General features: G+C 40.6%; 22 protein-coding genes. 6 read left to right on the top strand and 16 right to left on the bottom strand.

Translation table 11 applies throughout. The annotated features are described in order from the left end of the window. Positions 1-67 precede the first annotated feature (67 nt). The gene (locus ACFPA1_RS28435; protein ID WP_378588357.1) at positions 68-481 is read right to left on the bottom strand and encodes a hypothetical protein; all 414 of its coding nucleotides are present in this window, start codon (positions 479-481) and stop codon (positions 68-70) included. Between the two features lie 64 nt (positions 482-545). Then, positions 546-1,712: an N-methyl-L-tryptophan oxidase gene (gene solA / locus ACFPA1_RS28430; protein ID WP_213147529.1), complete on the bottom strand. Its 1,167-nt coding sequence runs from the start codon at positions 1,710-1,712 to the stop codon at positions 546-548. Between the two features lie 175 nt (positions 1,713-1,887). On the opposite strand from solA, the gene ACFPA1_RS28425 reads away from it, so the two are divergent. Further along, positions 1,888-2,763 carry a LysR family transcriptional regulator gene (locus ACFPA1_RS28425; RefSeq protein WP_378588354.1) on the top strand — a complete coding sequence of 292 codons (876 nt, stop codon included), beginning with the start codon at positions 1,888-1,890 and terminating at the stop codon, positions 2,761-2,763. A 257-nt stretch (positions 2,764-3,020) separates the two neighbouring features. Here ACFPA1_RS28425 and pfkA read toward each other — a convergent pair whose 3' ends face one another. From pfkA to glpX, 4 genes are all read right to left on the bottom strand, one after another. Then, complete coding sequence (pfkA, locus tag ACFPA1_RS28420; RefSeq protein WP_378588351.1) at positions 3,021-3,980, bottom strand: 6-phosphofructokinase; 960 nt, start codon at positions 3,978-3,980, stop codon at positions 3,021-3,023. 71 nt (positions 3,981-4,051) lie between these two features. Continuing rightward, positions 4,052-6,052, bottom strand: coding sequence for a transketolase (gene tkt, locus ACFPA1_RS28415; RefSeq protein WP_378588472.1), 2,001 nt, complete (start codon positions 6,050-6,052; stop codon positions 4,052-4,054). Between the two features lie 31 nt (positions 6,053-6,083). Continuing rightward, positions 6,084-6,977 (bottom strand): class II fructose-1,6-bisphosphate aldolase, encoded by an 894-nt coding sequence (gene fba / locus ACFPA1_RS28410; RefSeq protein WP_378588348.1) that lies wholly within the window; start codon positions 6,975-6,977, stop codon positions 6,084-6,086. A 49-nt stretch (positions 6,978-7,026) separates the two neighbouring features. Next, a complete protein-coding gene (gene glpX / locus ACFPA1_RS28405) occupies positions 7,027-7,959 on the bottom strand; it encodes a class II fructose-bisphosphatase (RefSeq protein ID WP_378588469.1) in 933 nt (310 codons plus the stop codon). Positions 7,960-8,173: 214 nt separating this feature from the next. Between glpX and ACFPA1_RS28400 the strand changes: the two genes are divergently transcribed. Next, entirely contained in the window at positions 8,174-8,536 is a 363-nt protein-coding gene (locus tag ACFPA1_RS28400) for a winged helix-turn-helix transcriptional regulator (protein ID WP_378588466.1), read from the top strand. 222 nt (positions 8,537-8,758) lie between these two features. Here the strand turns inward: ACFPA1_RS28400 and ACFPA1_RS28395 are convergent, their stop codons facing one another. Continuing rightward, positions 8,759-9,790 carry a glyceraldehyde-3-phosphate dehydrogenase gene (locus ACFPA1_RS28395; protein ID WP_378588463.1) on the bottom strand — a complete coding sequence of 344 codons (1,032 nt, stop codon included), beginning with the start codon at positions 9,788-9,790 and terminating at the stop codon, positions 8,759-8,761. A 40-nt stretch (positions 9,791-9,830) separates the two neighbouring features. Continuing rightward, on the bottom strand, positions 9,831-11,291 hold the full coding sequence (zwf, locus tag ACFPA1_RS28390) for a glucose-6-phosphate dehydrogenase (RefSeq protein WP_378588460.1): 1,461 nt from the start codon (positions 11,289-11,291) through the stop codon (positions 9,831-9,833). Between the two features lie 268 nt (positions 11,292-11,559). Here zwf and ACFPA1_RS28385 point away from each other — a divergent pair, with 268 nt between their 5' ends. Further along, positions 11,560-11,925: a winged helix-turn-helix transcriptional regulator gene (locus ACFPA1_RS28385; protein ID WP_378588346.1), complete on the top strand. Its 366-nt coding sequence runs from the start codon at positions 11,560-11,562 to the stop codon at positions 11,923-11,925. A gap of 75 nt (positions 11,926-12,000) precedes the next feature. On the opposite strand, the gene rpe is transcribed toward ACFPA1_RS28385, so the two are convergent. The 6 genes from rpe to ACFPA1_RS28355 form a co-directional block, all read right to left on the bottom strand. Beyond that, complete coding sequence (gene rpe, locus ACFPA1_RS28380; protein ID WP_378588343.1) at positions 12,001-12,672, bottom strand: ribulose-phosphate 3-epimerase; 672 nt, start codon at positions 12,670-12,672, stop codon at positions 12,001-12,003. A 22-nt stretch (positions 12,673-12,694) separates the two neighbouring features. Next, positions 12,695-13,384 carry a fructose-6-phosphate aldolase gene (locus ACFPA1_RS28375; RefSeq protein WP_378588340.1) on the bottom strand — a complete coding sequence of 230 codons (690 nt, stop codon included), beginning with the start codon at positions 13,382-13,384 and terminating at the stop codon, positions 12,695-12,697. 47 nt (positions 13,385-13,431) lie between these two features. Then, positions 13,432-14,436 (bottom strand): Gfo/Idh/MocA family protein, encoded by a 1,005-nt coding sequence (locus ACFPA1_RS28370; protein WP_378588337.1) that lies wholly within the window; start codon positions 14,434-14,436, stop codon positions 13,432-13,434. Positions 14,437-14,680: 244 nt separating this feature from the next. After that, positions 14,681-16,048, bottom strand: coding sequence for a dipeptidase (locus tag ACFPA1_RS28365; protein WP_378588334.1), 1,368 nt, complete (start codon positions 16,046-16,048; stop codon positions 14,681-14,683). A 104-nt stretch (positions 16,049-16,152) separates the two neighbouring features. Continuing rightward, a complete protein-coding gene (locus ACFPA1_RS28360; protein ID WP_378588331.1) occupies positions 16,153-17,349 on the bottom strand; it encodes an MFS transporter in 1,197 nt (398 codons plus the stop codon). Next, positions 17,330-17,791, bottom strand: a complete 462-nt coding sequence (locus ACFPA1_RS28355) for a MarR family winged helix-turn-helix transcriptional regulator (protein WP_378588328.1) — start codon at positions 17,789-17,791, stop codon at positions 17,330-17,332. Before ACFPA1_RS28355 ends, ACFPA1_RS28360 begins: the two co-directional genes overlap by 20 nt. 376 nt (positions 17,792-18,167) lie before the next feature. Between ACFPA1_RS28355 and ACFPA1_RS28350 the strand changes: the two genes are divergently transcribed. Beyond that, positions 18,168-18,965 carry a fumarylacetoacetate hydrolase family protein gene (locus ACFPA1_RS28350; RefSeq protein ID WP_213147809.1) on the top strand — a complete coding sequence of 266 codons (798 nt, stop codon included), beginning with the start codon at positions 18,168-18,170 and terminating at the stop codon, positions 18,963-18,965. A 135-nt stretch (positions 18,966-19,100) separates the two neighbouring features. On the opposite strand, the gene ACFPA1_RS28345 is transcribed toward ACFPA1_RS28350, so the two are convergent. Beyond that, positions 19,101-20,396, bottom strand: coding sequence for a transcriptional regulator (locus ACFPA1_RS28345; protein WP_378588326.1), 1,296 nt, complete (start codon positions 20,394-20,396; stop codon positions 19,101-19,103). A gap of 212 nt (positions 20,397-20,608) precedes the next feature. Here ACFPA1_RS28345 and ACFPA1_RS28340 point away from each other — a divergent pair, with 212 nt between their 5' ends. Further along, entirely contained in the window at positions 20,609-21,829 is a 1,221-nt protein-coding gene (locus ACFPA1_RS28340) for an MFS transporter (protein ID WP_213147573.1), read from the top strand. Beyond that, positions 21,826-23,256 carry a M20 family metallopeptidase gene (locus tag ACFPA1_RS28335; protein WP_378588323.1) on the top strand — a complete coding sequence of 477 codons (1,431 nt, stop codon included), beginning with the start codon at positions 21,826-21,828 and terminating at the stop codon, positions 23,254-23,256. The genes ACFPA1_RS28340 and ACFPA1_RS28335 overlap by 4 nt, the downstream gene beginning before the upstream one ends. An 86-nt stretch (positions 23,257-23,342) precedes the next feature. Here ACFPA1_RS28335 and ACFPA1_RS28330 read toward each other — a convergent pair whose 3' ends face one another. Further along, a complete protein-coding gene (locus tag ACFPA1_RS28330; protein WP_378588320.1) occupies positions 23,343-24,728 on the bottom strand; it encodes an MFS transporter in 1,386 nt (461 codons plus the stop codon). Positions 24,729-24,750: the final 22 nt, after the last annotated feature.

Here is a 24,750-nt window from a genome sequence, read left to right as displayed (position 1 = left end):
ATTTTATTATTTTCAGAATAATCATTCTGTTTGTAATTGTCAATGCCTTTTTAAATAAGTTTGGTTATTACAAATAAGTAGGATTTGCCTCTACATTTTTGAAGTAAACCACTTCGCCATCACTTTCACCATCGAAAATAACAGTTGTATTAGGGGAGAAGACTAATACGTCCCCTACTTCTGCCACATATTTGTTTCCTTCTACATCGCGGACAACCATTTTACCTTTGGTCACAACTTTAATTTCGATAAACGTAAATTCTGCAGAATAATCAACCGAAGGCTGGAGTGCATAGTAACCCATTGTTAATACTTGTTTTTTATCTGTAATCGGCACATCAAGGATTTGCCCCTTTAACTCAGGTGTTCCCCGCAATATGCTTAATTCATTTAATTTATAGGTTCCTGCTTTAATTAATTGAATGCCCGGTTTTGCATCTAAATAAGTTAATTGGCCTTGTGTTAATGTTTTTTCGCTCATTTTTGCACCTCTAAATTTATTATTTTTTTTTATCGTTCTAGGATAATGGCAATTTAATAATCTATTAGATCTTTGCTTTCTGTTTTAAAGCAGGGCGATTGATAGAGAAAAGAGAAATATCATGTTCGGTTTTGCCAGTTGTCACTAGTTGGCTTAGCGTTTCACCAACAACACTTGAGAATTTAAATCCATGGCCGGAGAAGCCTGCTGCGATTGCCACATTGGAGTACTGTGGATGCAAATCAATCACAAAATGCTCATCAGGTGTTTTTGTGTACATGCAAACTGCCCCTCTTTTAAGAGTTCCAGTAGCACCCGGCATGTATTCTTCTAGGAATCTGCGAATATTTCCTTCATCCTCCGTATAGATACCAAATTCACGATTAATTGTATCCGGGTCGATTTCTTGACCGAAAGTATGGTATCCTATTTTCAAACCGCAGCCGCTGAAGCTTGGGAACCCGTAATAGATGCCTGTCGGTACTTCAACCATGAAGGCCGGGAAACCATGGGTATTGCTATACTGTGATTCTTCGCATTCGAAGAACCCAACAACTTGGCGGTAAGGCTGTAACGGAATATCAATATTTAATTTTGATAGAAGTTTGCTGTTCCAAGCCCCCATGCTCAAAATCAACTTACTGCCGGTAAAGGAACCAAATTCAGTTTGGATTTTGACAGAGTCCTCGGAAATCTCAAAATCCTCAACCCTTGTATGTGTTAACACTTTTGCACCATTTGCTTCGGCTAGCTCGCGATAGGCGCGAATGCAATTTTCACTGAATAAGACGCCGGAGTTTTTTTCATAGATTGCGTTAAAGTTTTCAGGGACGGTTACACCTGGCCAGCGCTGATGAATTTCTTCGCCTTCTAGTAAATCAACATCCAACCCATGAATGTTAGCAGCTTCTATCGTTTCTGCAACGAAGTCAGATTCACCTTTAGGTCCAAATACTAAAACACCGGTTTTTGTAAAAATCTTATGATGTGTTTCTCTCTCAAGTTCATACCATAACTCTTGGGCTCTTAAGGCAAACGGTACATACTCCCGTCCTTCACCATAGGCATGGCGGATAATCCGTGTGTCACCGTGATGGCTGCCATTCGTATGAGGCGGATCAAATGCATCTACCAATAATGTTTTCACACCTTGTTTGGCCAGGTAATAACCTGCTGCCATTCCCATCGATCCTGCGCCAACTACAATTACATCAAAGTCTTTTTTGCTCATCGTTTCTGCTCTCCTTTTGCAATAATTTAAATTTTCTTAATTCTTTAATAACATCTTACGACCTTTCTGCCATCATGTAAAATGATTAAAAGAGATACTACCTATCTCTATTAGAAATATTATCTCTATTAGCAATGTGGTAATAGGAATAACAAATTGATACGGGGGAATAGCCATGGAAATTAAGGATTTGCGGATCTTTCAAAAGGTAGCTGAATTCGGAAGCATTTCAAAGGCCGCCAAAAGCTTAAATTATGTTCAATCCTATGTAACCGTAAGGATCAGGCAGTTGGAGGAAGAACTTCAAACCGAGTTATTTCACCGCTCAAGCCGCGGCATGGTTATCAATTCGGAAGGAAAAAAACTATTGTTTTATGCTCAAAAAATTATTTCCATGGTCGATGAGATGTTAAAAGTGGTTCAAGACTCGGATAACCCGGTTGGCACCCTTGAAATAGGCACTGTTGAGACATTATACAAACTTCCACTGATTCTATCCGCCTATCACAAGAAATATCCCAACATTGACTTGTCTCTTGTAAGTGGTGTAACAGAGGATCTAGTCGAGGATATTCTCAGCTATAAACTGGACGGAGCATTTGTGACAGGAAATTTTAATCATCCACAAATTGCTCAATATGAAGTCTTTGAAGAGGAGTTGGTTTTAATCTCCAACCAGGAAGAGGTTCCTTTTGAGGAATTAAAAAACAAGCCGCTCCTTGTTTTTAAACAAGGGTGCAGCTACCGTTCAAAATTGGAGGGCTGGGTCCGCGATGAGGGAAGAATCAATGCGAAAATCATGGAATTCGGCACATGGGAGACGATTTTGGGTAGTGTAATAGCCGGTTTGGGGATTACGATTATCCCAAAATCTACGGTTAGTCTCTTGGAGGCAGATGGGGTTGTTCGAATCTATCATATTCCCGAAAAATACGCCAAAATCACAACGGTTTTTATTCGCCGGGCAGATTCATTCCTGACAAATACAATGCAGAAATTTATCGAAACAATTCAAAATGTTAGTGATCAAGAAAAAAAGGTAGAAGTATAAATATAGTCGTGAGCGTAATCCCCCTGCATAATGGAAGAGGGATTACGCTAGTTTACAAGATATAGAGTGGTCCGCTAAAATTTTTTTCCGATTCGATTGTTCTTGATGATGAATCATAATTTTTATATCCTGGAATTCACTTTTTCCACATATACCGCAAATCGATTCTTTGGAATAGAGCGTTCTGCAATGAATGCAATATTTTTTTTCCAATATGGCCACTCTCCTATTCTGAATTTTGAAGATGGATATTTTCCTTAAATCGAAAGGCTTCTGGCTAATTCGTAAATGGAAAGATCGATCTTGTGTCGGTCTTTTTCTATTTCCGTAAAGGTTGTATGGGTTAGTTGGCCATTTTTCACCCCTACCATTACACCTTTTTTCCCCTCTATGATTAAATCAACGGCTAGTGCCCCCATTTGGCTGCTCATCATTCGATCATAGGCGCTTGGAGAACCCCCTCGTTGAATATGCCCTAGTATGGTAACCTTTGTTTCAAATCCGGTTTTTTCTTGAATCTCTTTCCCCATTTGCAGCCCTTTGCCAACACCCTCTGCCACTACAATAATACTGTGTCTTTTTCCGCGCTGATGCCCCTGCTTGATCCGATCAATCACATCTTCTAAATCATAGTCGGCTTCTGGGATAATGATGGACTCCGCCCCGCCGCACACACCTGCCCATAAGGCAATATCCCCTGCACCCCGGCCCATCACCTCAATGACATACGTGCGTTCATGGGAAAATGCTGTATCGCGAATTTTATCGATTGCTTGAACAGCTGTATTTACGGCCGTATCGAATCCAATCGAATAGTCTGTCCCTGCAATATCATTATCAATTGAGCCCGGAATACCAACCGTCGGGAAGCCTAACTCTGTTAATTTTCTTGCACCCCTGAAAGAACCATCCCCGCCGATGACAATTAATCCCTCAATCTCGTTTTCTCTTAATCTTTGAATTGCCTGCTGCTGTACGATTGTGTCCTTGAATTCCTCACACCTGGATGTTTTTAAGATGGTGCCGCCCCGATGAATAATATCCCCTACACTTCCTAGGCTCATTGGAGTGAAATCGCCCTCAATCAAGCCTTTGTAACCATTTACCACTCCATACACATTTAATCCCTTGTGTATCCCTCTGCGAACAACAGCACGAATGGCTGTATTCATTCCAGGTGCATCCCCGCCGCTCGTTAATACCGCTATCTTTTTCATGCAAAACCCTCCTTAAAAAGGGCAGATTCAAAAGCTTGAAGTCTGCCCTTATCCAAATTGTTCATAGAACCTTATAGAAGCGCTTTAAACTGGGAAACAATATTCTTAACGGTAAATCCATATTCCTCCATTATTCTCTCGGATGGTGCTGAAGCGCCGAATTGGTCTGCAGCAATGACGCTTCCGCAATCACCAACGTATTTATGCCAGCCCAAGGAAGCCCCCATTTCAATTGCAAGCCGTACGGGAATATTTTTTGGGAGCACACTTTCTTTATATTCCTGGGATTGCTTTTCAAAGCGATCCCAGCTTGGCATGCTTACCACAGAAACACGAATTCCCTCTTTTTCAAGTGCCTTTTGCGCCTCAATGGCAAGCGTTACCTCTGAACCGGATGCGAGTAAAAGTCCATCCATATTTTTCGATTTGGAAACAACATAGGCTCCCTTTTTAACACCTTCATAGGCTGTCTTAGCATCAACAAGTGTTGGCAAATCTTGACGGGAAAGGATGAGCGCTGTCGGTTCTTGTGTACTTTCTATTGCTAGCCTCCATGCTGCGGCTGTTTCGTTTCCGTCTGCCGGGCGGATCGTTGAAAGTCCAGGCATTGCCCGTAAGGATGCCAATTGTTCAATCGGTTCGTGCGTCGGACCGTCCTCCCCGACAGCAATGCTGTCATGTGTGAATACATAAATGACCGGCACTTTCATTAGCGCAGAAAGACGGATTGCCGGGCGCAGGTAGTCAGAAAAAACGAAGAAGGTTGCTCCGAATACCTTTACGCCGCCATGCAGTGCCATGCCATTTACAGCTGCACCCATTCCAAACTCGCGTACTCCAAACCAAATGTTTCTTCCGCTATAATCTGCTGCACTAAAGTTTCCTTCACCTTTCAACAAGGTCTTATTGGAAGATGACAAATCGGCCGAGCCGCCAAATAATTGCGGAACTCTTTTCGCAAGGGCGTTTAACACCTCTCCGCCTGAAGAACGAGTTGCAAGCGTATCCTTGCCAACTTGATATTGCGGAACATCCTCATCCCAGCCTTCAGGAAGCTGCCCGCTAATGGCAGATCTTAATTCGTTTGCAAGAGAGGGGTAGGCTTCCTCATACTTGGCAAACAAGTTATTCCAAGCCTGTTCCTTCTTCCCGGATGCCTCTTCCAGCTGCTTAAAATACAGTTTTACATCCTCTGGGATATAAAAATCCTCTTCAAATTCCCAGTTGTATTGCCCTTTTACAAGTTTTATTTCTGCTTTCCCAAGCGGAGCACCATGAGAAGCAGACTTGCCGCCTTTATTAGGAGAACCATAACCAATGGTTGTTTTCACTTCGATTAAGGTTGGCTGTTCTTGATTAGCCTTGGCAGCAGCTAACGCTCCCGCTATTTTCTCGACATCATTCCCATCTTCGACCCGCAATACTTGCCAGCCATATGCTTCGAAACGCTCCTGAACGCTTTCACTAAATGACATATGGAGATCGCCGTCAAGGGAAATATCATTTGAATCATATAACACAATTAAACGGCCAAGTTTCAAATGACCAGCAAGTGAAGCTGCTTCGGCTGCTACACCTTCCATCAAATCCCCATCACCACAAATACTATAGGTGCAGTGGTCAATCACATTGAAATCTGGGCGATTATACACGGATGCCAAATGTCTTTCTGCCATCGCCATCCCGACAGCCATTGCAACTCCCTGCCCAAGCGGTCCCGTTGTGGCATCCACTCCAGCGGTATGGCCAAATTCAGGATGCCCAGGTGTTTTACTTTGCCATTGGCGGAAATTTTTTAAGTCAGAGAGTGACAAGTCATATCCTGTTAAATGCAATAAGCTGTATAACAGCATCGATCCATGGCCTGCGGATAAGACAAAACGATCACGGTTAAACCAGCCTGGATTTTTTGGATTATAATTCATAAACTTCGTCCAAAGGGTGTAAGCCATCGGCGCTGCACCCATCGGCATACCGGGATGGCCTGTTCCGGCTTTTTCAATTGCATCAATGCTTAGCGTTCTAATCGTGTTAATGGATAGCAGATCCAAATCTACCTTTTGCTCAATCATCATGCTTCCCCTTTCTCCCTATATTGGCCCCTTAGTTTGTCACCAAGCAGGCTTCCGCGTGCTGAGCTTTTCCTGAAGAACCGAATTCACGCATTTTGCCTTTCACTGTATCTTTAATTGCTTCACGTGCAGGTCCCAAGAATTTGCGTGGGTCGTATTCTTTTGGCTTCGCACTTAATACTTCACGAACTGCTTTTGTAGCTGAAATTTGACTTTCTGTATTGACATTAATTTTCGCAGTTCCAAGCGAAATCGCTCTTTGAATGTCCTTTGTTGGAATTCCTGTGCCGCCATGAAGAACAAGCGGAACACCCGTTAATTCTTTCACTTCCTTCATCCGGTCAAAACCGAGTCTTGGCTCACCTTTATATGGACCGTGGACGGAACCTAACGCCGGTGCAAAGCAGTCTACGCCAGTTTCGCGGACCAATTGATCACATTCAGCAGGAATCGCATACATCGCATCGGCATCTTCAACACTTAAATCGTCCTCTTGCCCGCCAATTCGGCCAAGCTCAGCCTCAACCGATACGCCAACAGCATGTGCCACTTCCACTACCCTTTTTGTCAATTCAATATTCTTCTCAAGCGGATAGTGCGAGCCATCGAACATGACAGAAGTAAATCCGGCATGAATCGCTTTAATACACATTTCAAGACTTGGACCATGATCAAGATGAATCGCGACTGGTACTGTCACCTTATAGGCTTCCATCAATTCCTTCACCATCGTAACAATCAGCTTAAATCCGCCCATATATTTGGCAGCCCCTTCGGATACGCCTAGAATAACCGGTGAATTTTCCTCTTGGGCTGCTTGTAAAATGGCCTGCGTAAACTCCAGATTATTAATATTAAACTGTCCAACTGCGTAATGGTTTTCTTTAGCATGAATCAGCATTTCTTTCATTGAAACTAATGGCATATTATTACCTCTCCTTTTTTCAATTCATTTTTTTCAACTGGCAAAAATTTTATTTCCAGAACGAATGGTATGCTTCCACCAACTGATATCTTTCACTTACTCCTTTGCCGGTAATGAACGAATGGGTTAGCATTAAACCATTCTCTTTCTTCTTTACACCCCGCATTAGCATCCCATCTGTAATGCCGGTTGCGGCAAAAAAGCAATCATCTGATTGGACCAATTCATCTAATGTGAAGACCTGTTCCGGATCTTGGATTCCCATCTTTATACAGCGATTAAATTCTTCCTGATTTTGCGGGGCCAGCTGACCTTGGAAATCGCCTCCCAAGCATTTCAAAGCGGTGGCAGCAATGACTCCCTCCGGAGCTCCCCCTGTACCTACTAAAATATCAATACCTAATTCATCAATGGCTGTAGCAATTGCCGCAGTGACGTCTCCATCGGGGAATAGCTTCACTCTCGCTCCGACATCAAAGACCTGTTTCATTAAGTGGTCATGACGCGGCCGATCTTGAATCATGACGGTTAATTCTGATAAATCCTTTCCTAAGGCCTTTGCGACGGATATCATATTTTCTGTTAAAGAAGCCTGAATGTTAATATGACCTTTCGCCTTTGGCCCGACAGCCAGTTTTTTCATGTACATATCCGGTGCATGTAAAAGACTGCCCCTCGTCGCTACAGCAAGAACTGTGATTGAGTTTTCCTGTCCCTTTGCCAAAAAGGTTGTGCCTTCCACTGGATCAACGGCAATATCAACCAATGGACCCTGGCCTGTCCCTAACTCTTCGTTAATATAAAGCATTGGGGCTTCGTCCATTTCCCCTTCACCAATCACAACCCGTCCGCTCATTTCAATGAGATTCATGCGTTTGCGCATCGCTGCTGTTCCGGCGTGGTCGGCATCATGTTTATTGCCTTTCCCGATCCAAGGATAGGCAGCAATCGCTGCTTGTTGTGCGACAGAAAGAAAATCCATTGCCAGGGTATGAACTCCTTCTTTTACAACACTACTAGTACCCAAAACATCACCCCTTTTGATTGTTGTATTTTCTACAGTCAGAATACACCGTAAATTCTGAATCATCTGTACAAATATGATTATAAATAGTATAATACCTTTATGTAAGTACGCACTTTAAGTTCATATAGTATCAATTAATATACTAATAATGATTTTGGGAGGATTGATGATGGGCCATATTGATAGTAAGACCTTTAACTGTGAAAAAGAATTGACGCTGGAGATTATCGGTGGAAAATGGAAGATGCTGATTTTATGGTATCTTGGCAAAGAAGGAACAAAACGATTTAATCAATTGAAGTCTTTGATGCCGGGAATTACGCAAAGAATGCTTGTCAATCAATTGCGCGAATTAGAGGATGATCAGATCGTCCATCGTGAAGTTTATCCTGTCGTCCCTCCAAAAGTAGAATACTCATTGACCGAGCAGGGGAAGACCCTATTGCCTATTCTTGAATCAATGTATGAATGGGGAAAGAGCTACATGGATACTGTATTGGTTGAAAAAAAGAAATTGATTGAGGCAGATTGATCTTATTGCTAAAATGACTTAATCATTGGAAATCCCTGTCAATCCTTGACAGGGATTTTTTAATTTGCTACGTCCAGCTCCAGCGCCCTAGCGGCTAGTGTCCTTCGCTCTCCGCCCTACGATAAGTCAACATCGAATCGCTAGCGCTCTTCGTGTTTCCTTTATCTCAGTTGGAGAGCTCCAGGCCATACGCCGCTGACCAGGGCGCTTCCGCTTTTGTTTTTAATTTACCTTTACTCTTGCTGCTTTTTCCATTTTTTTGGCCACGAATTTCACAAGTTCAACTACCCTGCATGAATAACCCCATTCATTGTCATACCATGCCAGCACCTTAATTTTCCTATCACCAATTACCATCGTTGATAATCCATCGATAATGGCCGAATGAGAATTTGAATTAAAATCAATGGAGACAAGCGGTTCGGTTGTGTATTCCAAAATCCCGTTTAAATAGCTGTTCGCAGCATATAGAAAGGCAAGATTAACGTCATCAACAGTTACATCCGTTTTTAAATCAACAACTAAATCAACAAGTGAAACGTTGGGAGTTGGCACACGAAGTGCAAGGCCATGCAATTTACCTTTTAAATGCGGCAATACGAGCGAAAGTGATTTTGCCGCGCCGGTTGTTGTCGGAATAATACTCTGTCCGCAGGCACGGGCCCGCCGCAGGTCCTTGTGTGGATTATCAAGATTATTTTGATCATTTGTGTAAGAATGGACCGTAGTCACTAAACCATTTTCAATCCCAAACTGGTCATCCAGTACTTTGACTACAGGGGCAAGACAATTTGTTGTACATGAAGCATTGGAAATAATAAAATGCCGCTCAACATCCAACTCATCTTGGTTGACCCCCATCACGACCGTTATATCCTCATTCTTCCCGGGGGCGGTTAACACCACTTTCTTTGCCCCTGCCTCTAAGTGAAGGACTGCTTTTTCCCTGGAATTAAACTTCCCGGTTGCTTCGACAACGATGTCTATTTCATATTCCTTCCATGGAAGGTATTTAGGGTCGCGGCTATTTAATAACTGAATAGTGCGGCCGTTTACAATCAGGTGATTGTCGGCAGGAATCACGTCGCCAGTAAATTTGCCATGAATCGAATCATATTTGATTAAGTGCGCCAAGGTTTCAGCCGGATAGCTGGCATTGATTGCCACAACATCAAGTGTATCGTCCACAATCGCCTTGCGGAAAACCAGCCTGCCGATTCTGCCAAATCCATTGATGGCTACTCTTGCCTTCATTTCCTCATTCCTCCCATCCTGTCTTTCACTTGTTTTTTGCTTACCACCAATTAAATCCATCTTCCTCCAATAGTTGATCTGCTGCCCTTGGACCCATTGTTCCGGCTGAATAACCATGAAGCGGCAAAGCATTTTGCTCAAACGCTTCCAAAATAGGCTGCACCCATTTCCAAGACAGTTCTACCTCTTTCCACTGTACGAAGAACGTGGAATCACCATTTAGAGCGTCGAATAACAAGAGTTCATAAGCCTCCGGGACATCCTTTTTATTTGCAGAAAAGGTTACCTTAATAGGCTCAATTTTGCTGTTATTTAACGGGTTTTTGCTATTAAATTGCAAGGAAACACTTTCATTTGGACTGATTTCAATGATTAACAGATTAGGCGGTGTTTTCTCATTTTTTTCTTTATATAAATCTGTTAATGAATTTTTAAATTCAATGACTATTCTAGTAGACTTCTCCTTCATTCTTTTTCCTGTTCGGATATAGAATGGTACGCCGCCCCAAAAAGCATCATCAATCCAGAGACGGGCAGCAATAAATGTATCATTCATGGATGTTGGCTTAATTCCCGGTTCTGCCGTATAGGACGGAACTGGTTCTCCATTGATCTCACCAAGACTATATTGGCCGCGGACCAAGTTTTTTCCGACATCGTCCATATTTAATGGCCTCAAGTGATCTAATACTTTAATCTTCTGCTTGCGAATCTCGTTTGCACTTATTTTTTCTGGCTGCTGCATGCCTGTCATCATCACTAATTGAAGCAGATGATTTTGGACCATATCACGAATGGCACCGGCCTGGTCGTAATAACCCGCTCTTTCCTCAACCCCGACCGTTTCGCTTGCGGTAATTTGAATATTGGAAATATGTTTATTGCTCCATAACGCCTGCAGCATTGGGTTTGCAAACGCCAAGGCTTCGATATTTTGAACCATCGGCTTGCCGAGATAGTGATCGATAAGATAGATTTCATCTTCTTCAAAGGCTTCTCTTAATTTTTCATTTAATTCTTGCGCAGACTTCAAATCATGCCCAAATGGCTTTTCAATCACCAAACGCTTCCATCCCTTGCTTGACCCTAATCCGCTCTTTTTGATGTTCAGGGCAATCACATCAAAAAACTCAGGGGCAACGGATAAATAAAAGATGCGGTTTTCAGGAATACTCAACTCTTCCTCATATTTTTGAATGACATTTAGTAATTGCTTATAACCTTCTTGCTCCGTAACATCTAAAGTTCGATAATGAAAAAAACGTAAAAATTCCTTTATCTTGTAAGCGTCTACATTATTGGAACGTTCAGAAAATGATTGCAGTGATTTTTCAACATGTTTTTGAAATGCTTCATCGGACCATTCTCTTCTGCCTAATCCAATAATGGTTACTGAATCGGGCATTTTTCTATCCAAAAATAAATTAAACAGCGAAGGAAATATTTTTCTCTTTGCCAAATCACCGGTAGCGCCAAACAAAACGAATGTCAACGAATCCAATTTCGATGGCTTCATACTGTTGAAATCACTGACAACCGATTTAAACTCCTTAGGAATCATTACACCATTCATGCTTTCCCCTCCTGATTTTTAGATTTCTAAAACCCTTTTATCAACAAATTTACCAGTAGTTTGTTATTGTTTCTTATGAAAATAGTATAATCTCAAAAAATTTTGTTTGTAAGTACGCACTTTTTTATTATATAGTATAGAAAAATACACTTAATTCCGATAATTCTGACTTTAGGAGAGCAAGGAGGAAGACAAAATGGGCCATTTATGTGAGAAAATCTTTAATTGTGAAAAAGAATTAACCTTATCCATTATTAGCGGAAAATGGAAGATGCTGATTATGTGGCATTTAGGGAAAGAGGGAACAAAACGGTTTGGTGAATTAAAGTCGATGATCCCGGGAATTACTCATCGGATGCTTGTAAGCCAATTAAGGGAACTTGAGGATGACCTGATCATTTCACGGGTAGTGTATCCGGTTGTTCCTCCGAAAGTGGAATATTCACTGACAGAACGCGGAAAAAGTCTTTTGCCAATTCTCGAGGCAATGCATGAATGGGGAAAACAATATATTGAAACCGCTTTACCAGAACAATCAAACAAAATCCTAAACTCTTTTTAATGAACAACAATAACATAAAAATAATCCCCATCTCTAATTTGAAGGATGGGGATTAGGCAATGTTTTATTAAATTGTTAAACCTTCTGAACTAGATTGGTAGTCGAATTCCTAATTTCTCTAATTGCCTTACTTCGATCAGATTGATTATATATGGCTGATCCAGCAACAAGGACATTCGCTCCTGCCTCAATGCAGAGTTTGGCTGTTTCCGCGTTTACTCCGCCATCTACTTCAATTTCAACATCCAAATTTTTCTCTTCTACCATTCTTGCAACCTGTCTAATTTTTGGCAGGACAGAATGTATGAAAGATTGCCCGCCAAAGCCTGGATTTACTGTCATCAGCAATACAAGGTCGATATCTTCTAGAATATGTTGAATTAAAGAGACTGGGGTGTGTGGATTTAATACTACTCCTGCCTTTATGCCTGCCGATTTAATTTGGTGAATGACACTATGCAAATGTGTGCATGCTTCAACATGAACTGTTATAATATCCGCACCTGCTTTTACAAACGCTCCAATGTATCTTTCGGGACTTTCTATCATTAAATGAACATCTAATGGTAATTTTGTAACTGGCCGGATTGCCTCTACAATTAGTGGGCCAATTGTTATATTTGGGACAAAATGACCATCCATAACATCAACATGAATATAATCGGCTCCGCCCTTTTCAACATCTTTTATTTCATCTCCAAGCCTTGCAAAGTTGGCTGAAAGAATGGAAGGTGCAATTTTGATCATCCAAAAATACCTCTACTTTCTATTAAACTCTTATTTTATTCGTATCTACAATACTCTTCTCACAATATTCTTTTTGCCAATCTTCAATAAATGCCTTAACATTTGCTTCCGTTGCACGATGTGAAAAACATAATCTTAAAATATCTGGAGGGATAGTAACACCGTGAGCCCCAACTAGACAAACATCATGCACTTGTTGAACATTTTTAAAGCTTGCAGCAAGTACTTTACTGTTAAAATGATGTTTTTCTATTATTTGTACGATCTCCTTAACAACATTAATAGCATTTCCTTCAAGTTTTTCTATACGATTAACATATGGTGTAATATACGCAGCACCTGCTTTTGCTGCAATATATCCTTGTAATGGCGTATATATGGTTGTGGCCATTGTTCTTACACCAGCTTCGCTTAATGCTTTGATTGCCTTGATTCCTTCTTTCGTCACAGGGACTTTAATCACTAATTTGTCGAGTATATTCTCACGGATATATTTTGCTTCTTTCACTATTTCTTCTGCATGATCAGCTAGTGTTTGAACAAATAACTCTCTATTGCATCCTATTACTTCTCTGATTTCCTCAAGTAATTGTAAGAAATTCTTTTTTTCTTTTACAATAATGCTGGGGTTTGTTGTAACCCCATCAATTGGATAATAGTCAACAAGTTCCCTGATATCATCTAGATTAGCTGAATCAATAATTAATTGCATACTGACAACTCCTTTATTAGTAGCATTCAAAAATTTCTTCCTGTACTTCAAATTGAGTTGGTTGACACCGCCAGATCGGCTGGATAGACAAGTCCAATTTGTTTCCGTGCCTCGTCCATAACTTCTAGTGTCATTAGCGAATTTTTAAAAGAATTGATGGAAGACTCTAATTGGTTACGCTTAATTAAATCAATAAATTCTTTAACCTCATAATACATTGAATGATCTTCTTGTAATTGAGTAATATCTTCAAAACTTCCATCCTGGTATCGAATTTGCACATTTGTCGGAGTTTCAATTTGGTCGATTATGATGCTTCCTAGTTCTCCCTGAATTTCTGATGGGATATAGGAAGTGGTTATTTTGGAGTGTACGACAACGGCTTCGCTCTCTTTATATTTACAAAGGATACTTCCTTCCCCATCTACTCCAGACTCAAGCAATAAACCATTGGCTTTTATTTGTAAGGGTTTTCCGAATAAAGCAACCATTGGATATATACAATAAACGCCAATATCCATTAGAGAGCCATTGGAGAAAATAGGATTAAATGCATTTAAAATGGTTCCTTCTTTATAAGCATCATAACGGGAGGAGTATTTACAAAAGCTTGCAATATACCGGCGGACTTTTCCAATTTTATGTAAGTTATTCTGAATACTTTTAAAATTGGGGAGACATGTTGTTTTTAAAGCTTCCATTAACAATACTTTATTATACTTTGCTGCGGTAATCATATTTTGTAATTCTGCTATGTTCGATGCAATCGGTTTCTCACAAAGCACATGTTTACCATAGCTCATACAAATAATGGCCTGTTCTGAATGAAAAGAATTAGGGCTAGCAATATAGACCGCGTCAATTTCCTTACTTTTTGCCATCTCTGTGACATCCGTAAAGATGGTCGTAACTCCATACTTTTGTGCAAACTTTCTAGCGGTTTCTTCAGTTCGAGAATACACAGCGGTTAAGGAAAAATCCTCTACCAAACTAGCTGCTTTAATAAATTTCTCGGTAATCTGATTTGTTCCAATAATTCCAAAACGTATCATAGATTGCCTCCTTGTAATTTGCATTTAATATACAAGTCACCGTTACCTAGTATAATTATTATAAATTGGATAATATCACGATGTAAGTACGCACTTTAAAATCAAATAGTGTTTAAGGATATACTATGGGGACGGTTCTCATGCACCAAATTTGTGTCTAAAAAAGTAGTGCCTGCCACGCCCCAATCATGTCAAAGAAACAGACAAAATGTGGGAGGTGACAGGCACTTTTTCTATATGTGAATTACTTTTTAACCAGTTCCAAAAACGAACAAATCGTCAAAATGCCCTTATCAAAGTTCTCCAAGTTAAAATGCTCATTCGGAGCATGAAGATTTTCATCCGGCAGCCCGAAGCCCATTAAGACAACGGGAGCCTTTAGGGCTTGGTTGAAATCCGATACAATTGGAATCGAGCCGCCTTCTCTTTTGTAAACAGGCGCCTTTCCATACACTTTTTCATACGCTTCAGCCGCTTTTTGAATCATCGGGCTGTCGATTGGCGTTAAGAATGGATTACCCGTATCCTGTAGAGTCACTTGTAATGTGCAGCCTTTTGGTGCGTGCTCTTCCAAATGATTTTTGATTAAGCCTTGAATCTTTTCAGGGTTTTGATTGTGGACAAGACGGCAGGTGATTTTGGCATGTGCCTCGTTCGGGATGACCGTTTTTGTCCCTTCCCCCTGGAATCCGCCCCATAAGCCGTTTATTTCCAAGGTTGGCCGGGAACTGATTTTCTCTGGGTATGGGTAATTGTTTTCCCCGCCCGTTAACTCCGTTAACCCTAACGATTTTTTCAGCTTTTCTTGATCAAAGCCCAACGCTTTAATTTGTTCCTTTTCAAATTCTGTCAGTTCCTGGACGTCATCATAAAAATGGTCCACATTCACCTTACCATTTGCATCGTGAAGCGTAGAAAGCAGCTGCACCAATAAATGATTGGCGTTCTGAACGCCCCCGCCGAACATGCCCGAATGCAAATCGGAATTTGCTGTTTTCAGGGTAAATTCAAGTGCACATAAACCTCTTAAAGAATAGGTGATTGCAGGAACTCCTCTGTCCCACATATCAGAATCGGAAATCACGACTACATCACAAGCTAGTTTTTCTTTATTTTCGGATAGATACTGTGGAAGATGAGGACTTCCGATTTCCTCTTCTCCTTCGATACAGAATTTTACGTTCACCGGCAATTTTTCATTTAACGCTAGCAGGGTTTCCACTGCTTTGATATGTAAGAACGTCTGTCCTTTGTCGTCTGTTGCCCCTCTGGCATAAATCTTTTCATCGCGGATCGTTGGTTCAAACGGAGGGGTTTCCCATAAATGAACTGGGTCAACAGGCTGTACGTCATAATGCCCGTATACTAACACAGTCGGAGCATTTTCCTGGTGAAGCCAGTCGGCATAAATGATCGGATGCCCTTTTGTCTGGACGATTTGCACATGTTCCATGCCAATGCCTTCTAATTTATGGGCAATCCATGTAGCTGCTTTTTGAATGTCCTCTTTATGCTCAGATAAGGAACTAATGCTGGGAATCCGGAGCAATTCTTTTAATTCCTCGACATTTTGATTATGCTGGCTCGATAAAAACTCGGATAATTGACTCATGTTCTCACCTTTTCTATTTTATTTTCTCTTCTTTATTTTATCGAAAACTGGAGAAAACAAGCAAATTGAGGCATGAGAACCGTCCCCATGCCTCAACCTATGCCTTACAGTCTGACTTCTGCAAGGGTTTCTTTTCTTTTTCCGTGCATGATGTAGTAGAGTGCCGTGCAGGCTAGGGCGACGATGGCCATGATGAGATATAGGTTACGGTAGCCGGTTAACGGGATGATGAAGCCAATCACGTATGGACCGAATCCTAGGCCTGCATCCAGTGCGATAAAGTACGTAGATGTAGCCAATCCCATCCGCTCAAGCGGTGTTACTTTCACGGCAATTGCCTGTGAACAAGATTGGATATTGCCGAATCCGAATCCAATCAGGACAGCAGCAAGTAAGAAGATAATACCGCTCCCGGCTGAACTTAATAAGAATAATCCTGCTGCAAAGAGAATAAAAGTAGGATACATTACATAGTTGGCGCCTTTCACATCCATTAATCGTCCCGTGATTGGGCGGGATACCAGGATAGCTACAGCATAGACGATAAAGAAGAAGCTTGCCACACTTACTAAATTAATTTCAATGGCATAAAAATTAATAAAAGATAGAACGCTTGCGTAACAAATGCCGGCAATCAGTGTGACCAAGGCAATTGGCAGCGCTTTTGGCTCAATATAGTTAGAAAGCTTGAATCCTCCATTAACCGCCGCTTTTTTTGCAGATGCTTTGACTTCCGGTACTTTCATAAACAATGCAATGATGAAGCTGATAAGGCCTAAAGCCAAACAGAAACTAAAAATGGCTGAATAGCTGGTATGCTGACTCATGTATAACCCTATGAATGGGCCGATGGCAGTGGCCATGGTAGTACTCATACTGTAATAGCCAATCCCTTCGCCTTTGCGTGCGTTCGGGATAATCTGGGCAACAATCGTTCCTGTTGCGGTACTGGCTACCCCTAAAGCTAAACCATGTACAAAGCGGGTAAATAGTAAAAAGGTTACTCCTGAGTCGATGTAATATAATAAGGATGTCAAAATAAAAAAGATGAGACCAAAAAGCATCGTTTTCCTATTTCCAACGGATTCGATGATGCGCCCGATCACGAGTCGGCCAATCAAGGTTCCGATAATGAAAATCCCCGTCACTAGTCCAGCTTGGCTTTCACTGGCATGATAATGATTAACGGCGTAAACCGCGATGGTCACCAATAATAAATAAAAGATTAAGTATAAGAAAAAGTTTGCAGCCGAAATAATGATAAAATCCTTCGTCCACAATTTAGGTCTCGCTTGTTCCAACTTCTCCATCTCCCGATTGAGTTATATTTTTTCGAATATCATCCATTACACGGATGGTAGTTTTCAGATCCTCTTCTGAAATCCCCCTTAAAATTTCTACTTCATAGGCATCAACCGTCTCGCGGACCTCTTGGTATAACTGTTTACCAGCCTCCGTTAATTGCATCCGCTTTTCGCGCTTATCCTTTCCACGAACCTGCTCGACGTAGCCCAATTCTTCTAATTGGCCGACTGTTCTGGTAATCGTCGGTTTCTCGACGCCCTGATAATTGGAAAGTTCAACAAGGGTGGCAGGATTGAAATTTTCCAAATAATAAATGATTGTCCATTGCGCGCGGTGCAGTTCATGCTTTCCAAGCTCAGTATTGAGCCTTTTTTCAAAAGGCCGATACAGCATTAATAGTTTATGGAAAAATTTCCGTGAGTAATTAATGTAAATCACCGCCTAAAAATAGTTACTCATGGTAACTGTTATCAAAAGTAACTATATTACCTTAGCAGGATTTAATAATCCTGTCAATATTGTGAACACAAAAAGTGCCTGTCATGCACCCCATATAATGTCTAAGAAATCGACAAAAAGGTATCGTTGATTAAGCACATAATCCCTATAATGATGGTCATTTACAAACACCCCTTTATCTTCTTGAAGATTACGAAATATGCATACATGTTGAAACACATTTCATATCAAAAAGAATTTTTAAGGGGAAACACAAGGAAAAAAGGTGGAATTTTCAATAAGAAAATGGAAGAACAATATGATATAATCAGCAACAGGTAAGATACATCAAGTAAGTGAAGGAGTTCATATGGTAATGCAGGTGCTTCAAAAAACACAAACGATAGTTCGCTATCAGAAACCTAACGGTAAAGCTTCTTATGGAATTGTTGAAGATAATGAGATATTACAATTGTCCAGTGATTTCGCTGAAATTGTAAATAATGATCTGAAATTTGACGGTGTAAGGGTTAAATATAGCGATGTGAAGATTTTAGAGCCAGTTATCCCCTCTAAAGTCGTTAATTTTGGCTGGACATATGCTGGACACGCAAAAGAGACTGGAGGAACGGCCAATCTTAAAGAGCCGTTTTTGTTTTTAAAACCGACCTCTTCCTTGATCCCAGACCAAGGCGAAATCATCCTTCCATCACCTGACTTAACGCAACAGGTAGAATTGGAGGGAGAAGTGGCAATCGTTATTGGGAAGCGGGCCAAAAATGTAAAAGAAGAAGAGGCAATGGATTACGTGTTTGGCTATACTTTATTTAATGATGTAACGGCAAGGGACCTGACAAAAACCGATCCCCAATTCACAAGAGGCAAAGGTTTTGATACATTCGGTCCGTTGGGTCCGTGTATTGTGACTGGTTTAGATCCCACTAATTTACGAATCGTAACAAAATTAAATGGAACAGTGGTACAAGATGGCAATACGAATCAGATGTCCCTTTCCATCCCTTTCCTTATCAGCTGGATTTCACAGGTTATGACACTGGAGCCAGGTGATGTTTTAGCTACTGGCTCACCTTCGGGAAGCTGTCCAATGAAGTCCGGAGATGTTGTAGTTGTTGAAGTAGAGCAGATTGGTAAGCTATGTAACTTTGTGAAATAGATAATATTATTTCACAAACTAATGTCCTTTCACATTCTTGAAAACTATAAGGCATATCTAAATAAGGTGTTAAATGCAAGTATTCATCTACTACTTGCATTTAACACCTTTACTTTTAAACAATTCTTATAGAACTTATAGAAAGTTCAGCTTATAGACCTTTTTGGGTCTTCCTCTCAGTTTTTCTTGCTTTTTATGTGAGATTTTGGCTATTCCCTTTTCCTCAAGTTTATTTAAGATTCGGTTGGCCTGACGTAATGTAATCTTTAAATGAAATGCCAATTCATCCGCGGTTAGTTCATCGGTCATATTTTTTGAAATGACCGCCATAATTTTTTTGATTTGCAAGGTCGATATTTCTAATTTTTCGCTAAGCTGCTCTAACTGCGGTTCAACCGTATTGGTAATTTGTATGCAATGTTCTTCGCCAAGCGGCCCAACGATTTCCTCATTGTCAGTAATCACGAAAGTACAAGAAATTCCATGTAATTGTGCTTCTTTATTCGCGTTTTCAGCGGATGTTTTGGCCTGATACAACGAGGAACCGGATCCCCAGCCTATATATGTATTGAACGAGAGCGTCTTATTCAGGTATTCAAGAACGGAACATTGCGTAAACTGGTTTGTTAGTTCTTTGAGTTCTCCATAAGAGGTAATAATTTCAAAGCAATCATGCTTTTTTTGGATAACAGACAATATTTTGTATTGATCATTGTACTCCATAAGCGCTTTATGGAGAAGAATTTGTTTGAAATCCAAATCAGACATGGTTTCTTGGCCTTCAATCGTGATTATGCCGATTGCCAACTGGTTGTCCATTAACCGAGCAAGCTGCACCTCATTGATGATTTGCTTCATCTGTTCCAATATGGATTCAATGGAAGGAAACATAAAGATATGAGGAATACCTGACTCTTCGAGGCGGCCAACCACATTGCTCATACGCGTAATCGATAAATCAGTCTTCCCTTGCTGCCATAATGTTAGATGCTTTTGAAATGTCCTCTCATAAATGTCTTCCAAAAACTCAAGGTCATGGGTATAGGGAAATTCCTCCTCCTTTAATACTTTATTGAGACCCATAAAACCATTTTCTTCACTTATAAAGTCAATAAAAACTCTGGAAAAGTTTAAATCTTTATTCGCATTGCTAATAGTAAATAAATGCTTATAAAAATCCCCTTCAGGGATATCCAAATAAAACGTAGGGGTTGGAAAGTGTGCAGTATTCTTGCTCAATATTTTATAACCCAATTCTCCACTACAGACAAACCCATCACAAAATGGCTGATAGTGCTCATATAACTCCTTAATCTCGCTAATTTTTCGATAAGGAATGAAAATGAGTTCACATTGCTCCCGAATCATTGGTTCAATTTTCTTTATTCTTCCAAGCGAATAAGGAGTCGTAATCACGCCGATTTTAATCATAAGCTATTTCGCTCCTTTCATCTGAACATAAGTACCTTTATTATACTAGTTTACTTGATTTAATACTAAACACTAACCATTTTTAGAAAATTTCCATTATAAATTATATTGTAATTCTTCAAACCGCTCGTTATAATTAATTTAAGACATGTCTTAAATAGTTCCAAAAATAAAAAATCATACTTCTAAATTTAATGAAAAGGGGATTTTCTATGAATGAAAACGTGTACAACAAGAAAACCAAAACAATTGTTTTAACCCTTCTTTTTTTAACTTGGATTGTCAACTATATGGACAAAAACTCTATGAATGTTGCTATCATCTCTATTTCTAAACAATTCCATTTAAATCCAACTCAATCGGGAATGATCATCAGCAGTTTCTTTCTAGCTTATGCGATTATGCAATTAATCGGGGGATGGCTGACAGATAAATATGGTTCAAAGAAAATTATCCTCATATCGTTAATTGTATGGTCCATCTTCACCATTTTTACTGGCTTCGCTTGGTCGTTTCTCTCATTGATTATTATTCGCTTCTTATTTGGAATTGGCGAAGGCAGCTTCCCTTCTGCTAGTTCTGTCGCCTTAGCAGAAAATTTCCCTAAAGAACAGCGTGGAAGGGCGAAAGGACTGTTGTCTGCCGCAACACAAATAGGCGCCATCACGGCTTCTATTGTGGCAGCCTTAATGATTAGTAAGGTTGGCTGGAATGTAATGTTCTATGTCTTTGGCGGGCTTGGCTTTATTTTCCTTCTTTTACTTTGGAAATACCTTCCTGAAAGAACCCAATTAAACAGAAATCAAGAAAAGCCAAAAGTTTCTTATATAAACGTGCTAAAAAATCCACTTGCTTGGAAGTTAATGCTTATTTATTTCGGGATGAGTATGGTGAACTGGGGATTAAGTTCTTGGCTGCCTTCCTATTGGGTAAACGTCCGTCATCTTGCATTAGTGAAAACGGGCCTCATTTCGATGCTGCCGATTGCATTTTCGCTTCTTGCAATCGCTCTCAGTTCCTGGGCGATCGACAAAATAGCTGCAGGGAAAGAAAAGTATATTATCATAATAGGTTCTCTCATTGGTATCATTTCGCTTTACTTAACAATGGGTGCAGCCTCAGTCCCAATGGCGCTTACATTCCTGTGCATGGCTTATTTTGGAGTTGGTCTCACCTCTGTTGTCCTTGCTCTCCCTTTGAAATATTTTTCTCAAGAATCGATGGGAACCACAGTAGGAATTATGTATTTTGGAGGACAGATGGCAGGAACGATTGCACCAACATTAATGGGCTATACCATCACCATATTTAACGGTTCTTACTCTGGGGCTTTCACATTATTAATTCTTTCTCTTGTGATCCCTATTGTGACAAGCCTATTTTTAAAAACAAATTCTAATTCAACACAAATAAAAGGAAGTAATGCAGCATGACGGATATTCAAAAAATAATTGACATTATTGAAGAAAAAAGGGACCATTTCATTCAGGTCAGCGATCAAATCTGGGATTTTGCTGAAACCCGCTTCCAAGAAGCACGCTCTGCTGAGCTAATTTGTCAAACGCTTGAAGCGGAAGGATTCTCAGTTGAAAAAGGAATTGCAGACCTACCTACCGCTTTTGTTGGCAGCTTTGGTACTGGGAGTCCTGTTGTAGCCATTCTAGGTGAATACGATGCACTTTCAGGACTAAGCCAGAAAAGCGGAACGACCTTTCACGAACCCATTGAAACAGGCGGAAATGGACACGGCTGCGGGCATAATCTTCTAGGAACTGGCGCTCTGGCGGCTGCGATTGCTCTAAAAGAGATGATGGAACAGCAGGGGCTGCAGGGAACCGTCAGATATTATGGGTGTCCTGCTGAAGAAGGCGGTTCTGGAAAAACCTTTATGGCTAGAGCAGGTTGTTTTGATGATGTTGATTTCGCCCTTTGCTGGCACCCCTGGACAACTAATACCATTTTACCAGGGAACTCATTAGCTAATTACCAAGTATACTTTAAATTCAAAGGAAAAAGTGCTCATGCGGCTGTTCAACCTCACTTGGGAAGAAGCGCACTTGATGCCGTGGAACTGATGAACGTTGGAGTAAATTACCTGCGGGAGCACATCATTTCAGATGCAAGAATCCATTATGCCATTACAAACACTGGAGGATTTTCTCCTAATGTTGTCCAAGCAGAAGCAGAGGTTCTTTATTTAATTCGTGCACCTAAGACAGACCAAGTTAAAGAAATATACGAAAGAGTTTGTAAGATTGCTAGGGGCGCAGCGTTGATGACAGAAACAGAGGTAGAAATTGTGTTTGATAAAGCCTGCTCCAACCTGGTTCCAAATAAAACGCTTAGCGCCAAAATGGCTGAAGTAATGAATCAGGTTGGCGTGCCGGTTTATAATGGGGAAGAACTTCTTTTTGCCAAACAGCTTCATGCCACATTATCTGAAGCAGACAGAAAAAACGAATTGAACAATCTGCCGAAAGAAGTAGCTGAGGCTCTCAAGAATAAAGCGATTTCCGATATCAATAATCCTTATTCTGATGATTTAGCAGATAAACCGCTCGGAGGGTCGACCGATGTTGGGGATGTGAGCTGGCTTGTACCGACAGCGCAAATTGGCACTGCCTGCTGGGTTTTAGGGACACCGGCCCATACCTGGCAAGTTGTTACCATAGGCGCTACATCAATTGCTCATAAAGGAATGCTTCAAGCAGGCAAAGTACTAGCCGGAACAGCACTTGAAGTAATTAAAAATCCAGAGCTCCTGGAGAAATGCAAACTTGAACTTAAAGAACGCTTAGGTGGAGATGTCTATCAATGTCCAATACCTAAAGAAGTCGTTCCTGCATGTAATCGGATTTAGAAACAAAGGGACGGTTCTTCTGCTTTCGAAGCAGATGAACCGTCCCTTTTCATATCCGAAATATCAGAATCGCCCCTTGCATCCCATCATGATGCAGAAGAACCGTCCCCATGCATCACTTGCATCTTTTTAGTAATGAACAGGATTCCTGGCAGTAATATGACGGATACGATGAGTAAAATGATGGTCAGCCAATTTTGGCTGGTGTCGTTGACTCCGGCTGCGAAGATGACACCGAATACGCTGGAGGCAAGGATATTGCCTATGAATCTTGATGTCATAAACAGACCTGAGGCCGTCCCCGTTTCCGCTATCGAAACAAAGGAATAGAGCCGTGTTTGTAAACCTATATTTAGAATACCGTTACTTAATCCAATAGTCGCTAACACGATAAATATCCAGTAAAGCGGCGAGTTATGATTGATTGTCAGCAATAGGACACCGCCCACTACTCCAATAATCCCTCCGGTTAGTAACGGCTTTCTATATCCCGACTTATCGATCCAACGTGTCGCAAGCGGTGTGGTAACAATGGAAAATATGGATATAGAGAGCATGATGATACCCGTAAGTTGAGAGCTTAGCTTTAAAACAGATTGTAAATAAATCGGCATGGAAAGCAGCAGGGCAAAAAAGATCACTGTTGCCAAAATATACTGAACATACACTAATGAAATATTGGGGTTATTCTTTAGGAAAATAACATCGATAAAGGGCCCCGCTTTCTTTTTTTCGAAAAAGTAAAACAAAAATGTCAGCACTAAAGAACCAATTAATGCCCACACATTCAAGCCTCTTGCGAGTGTTTGGAAAAAATACATCCAGCATGTAATAAATAAACTGAACAAAATAATCCCAATTCCATCCCACTTGAATGTATTATTTGTACTCCTCACATCATTCGGAATAAAAAGAACAGCCAAAATAGCCGAAATAATGATAATCGGAAAGTTCACATAAAAGATTACATGCCAGCCGCCCTGCTGAATTAACAGTCCGCTGATCGTCGGCCCAAATGCGGCTGACGTGGTGGCAAATACCGATAGTGTGCCGATTACTCTGTTTTGATTTTTTTGAATATAGGAGCGAACAATACCGATTCCAGCAGGGTATAAAGCGGATGTACCGATCGCTTGTATCGTCCTCATGCCCAAGAGAAATGGCATATTCGGCGATAATGGAGCGGTAAATGAAGAAATACCTACCAACAATAGGCCAAATAAAAAGATTTTTTTCCTCCCATAAGTGTCACTAAGTTTACCAATGAGAGGCAGGAAAATAGCACTTACAATAAAATAGGAAGCAATCAACCACGTTATATCTTTTGATGTAAGCAAAAACTCATCTTTTATCTCAGGTAATGCGACCGTTATCATCGTTGTATTTAAAGGGTTCAATATGACCCCTAACGCGATGGCAACGATCAAGAAATTTCGGTTTTTAACTAAAGAAACATTTTTTGTTGCAAGCATGTACCATCCGATCTCCTCTTAC

The organism is Neobacillus sp. GCM10023253 (genome assembly GCF_042653105.1).
GTDB classification, from domain to species: domain Bacteria; phylum Bacillota; class Bacilli; order Bacillales; family Cytobacillaceae; genus Neobacillus; species Neobacillus citreus.
The sequence above is the reverse complement of the archived record's forward strand: the minus strand, read 5'-3'. Positions and strand labels throughout refer to the sequence as shown.

Coding starts and splice junctions, on each gene's coding strand:
- ACFPA1_RS28395 (WP_378588463.1), bottom strand. CDS start 9,790: ATGAAGGCAAGAGTAGCCATCAATGGATTTGGCAGAATCGGCAGGCTG.
- ACFPA1_RS28385 (WP_378588346.1), top strand. CDS start 11,560: ATGGGCCATTTATGTGAGAAAATCTTTAATTGTGAAAAAGAATTAACC.
- solA (WP_213147529.1), bottom strand. CDS start 1,712: ATGAGCAAAAAAGACTTTGATGTAATTGTAGTTGGCGCAGGATCGATG.
- ACFPA1_RS28370 (WP_378588337.1), bottom strand. CDS start 14,436: ATGATACGTTTTGGAATTATTGGAACAAATCAGATTACCGAGAAATTT.
- ACFPA1_RS28345 (WP_378588326.1), bottom strand. CDS start 20,396: ATGATTAAAATCGGCGTGATTACGACTCCTTATTCGCTTGGAAGAATA.
- ACFPA1_RS28350 (WP_213147809.1), top strand. CDS start 18,168: ATGCAGGTGCTTCAAAAAACACAAACGATAGTTCGCTATCAGAAACCT.
- glpX (WP_378588469.1), bottom strand. CDS start 7,959: ATGGATTTTCTTTCTGTCGCACAACAAGCAGCGATTGCTGCCTATCCT.
- ACFPA1_RS28435 (WP_378588357.1), bottom strand. CDS start 481: ATGAGCGAAAAAACATTAACACAAGGCCAATTAACTTATTTAGATGCA.
- ACFPA1_RS28330 (WP_378588320.1), bottom strand. CDS start 24,728: ATGCTTGCAACAAAAAATGTTTCTTTAGTTAAAAACCGAAATTTCTTG.
- rpe (WP_378588343.1), bottom strand. CDS start 12,672: ATGATCAAAATTGCACCTTCCATTCTTTCAGCCAACTTTGCAAGGCTT.
- ACFPA1_RS28365 (WP_378588334.1), bottom strand. CDS start 16,048: ATGAGTCAATTATCCGAGTTTTTATCGAGCCAGCATAATCAAAATGTC.
- ACFPA1_RS28335 (WP_378588323.1), top strand. CDS start 21,826: ATGACGGATATTCAAAAAATAATTGACATTATTGAAGAAAAAAGGGAC.
- tkt (WP_378588472.1), bottom strand. CDS start 6,052: ATGATTGAGCAAAAGGTAGATTTGGATCTGCTATCCATTAACACGATT.
- ACFPA1_RS28340 (WP_213147573.1), top strand. CDS start 20,609: ATGAATGAAAACGTGTACAACAAGAAAACCAAAACAATTGTTTTAACC.
- fba (WP_378588348.1), bottom strand. CDS start 6,977: ATGCCATTAGTTTCAATGAAAGAAATGCTGATTCATGCTAAAGAAAAC.
- pfkA (WP_378588351.1), bottom strand. CDS start 3,980: ATGAAAAAGATAGCGGTATTAACGAGCGGCGGGGATGCACCTGGAATG.
- ACFPA1_RS28425 (WP_378588354.1), top strand. CDS start 1,888: ATGGAAATTAAGGATTTGCGGATCTTTCAAAAGGTAGCTGAATTCGGA.
- ACFPA1_RS28375 (WP_378588340.1), bottom strand. CDS start 13,384: ATGCAATTAATTATTGATTCAGCTAATCTAGATGATATCAGGGAACTT.
- ACFPA1_RS28400 (WP_378588466.1), top strand. CDS start 8,174: ATGGGCCATATTGATAGTAAGACCTTTAACTGTGAAAAAGAATTGACG.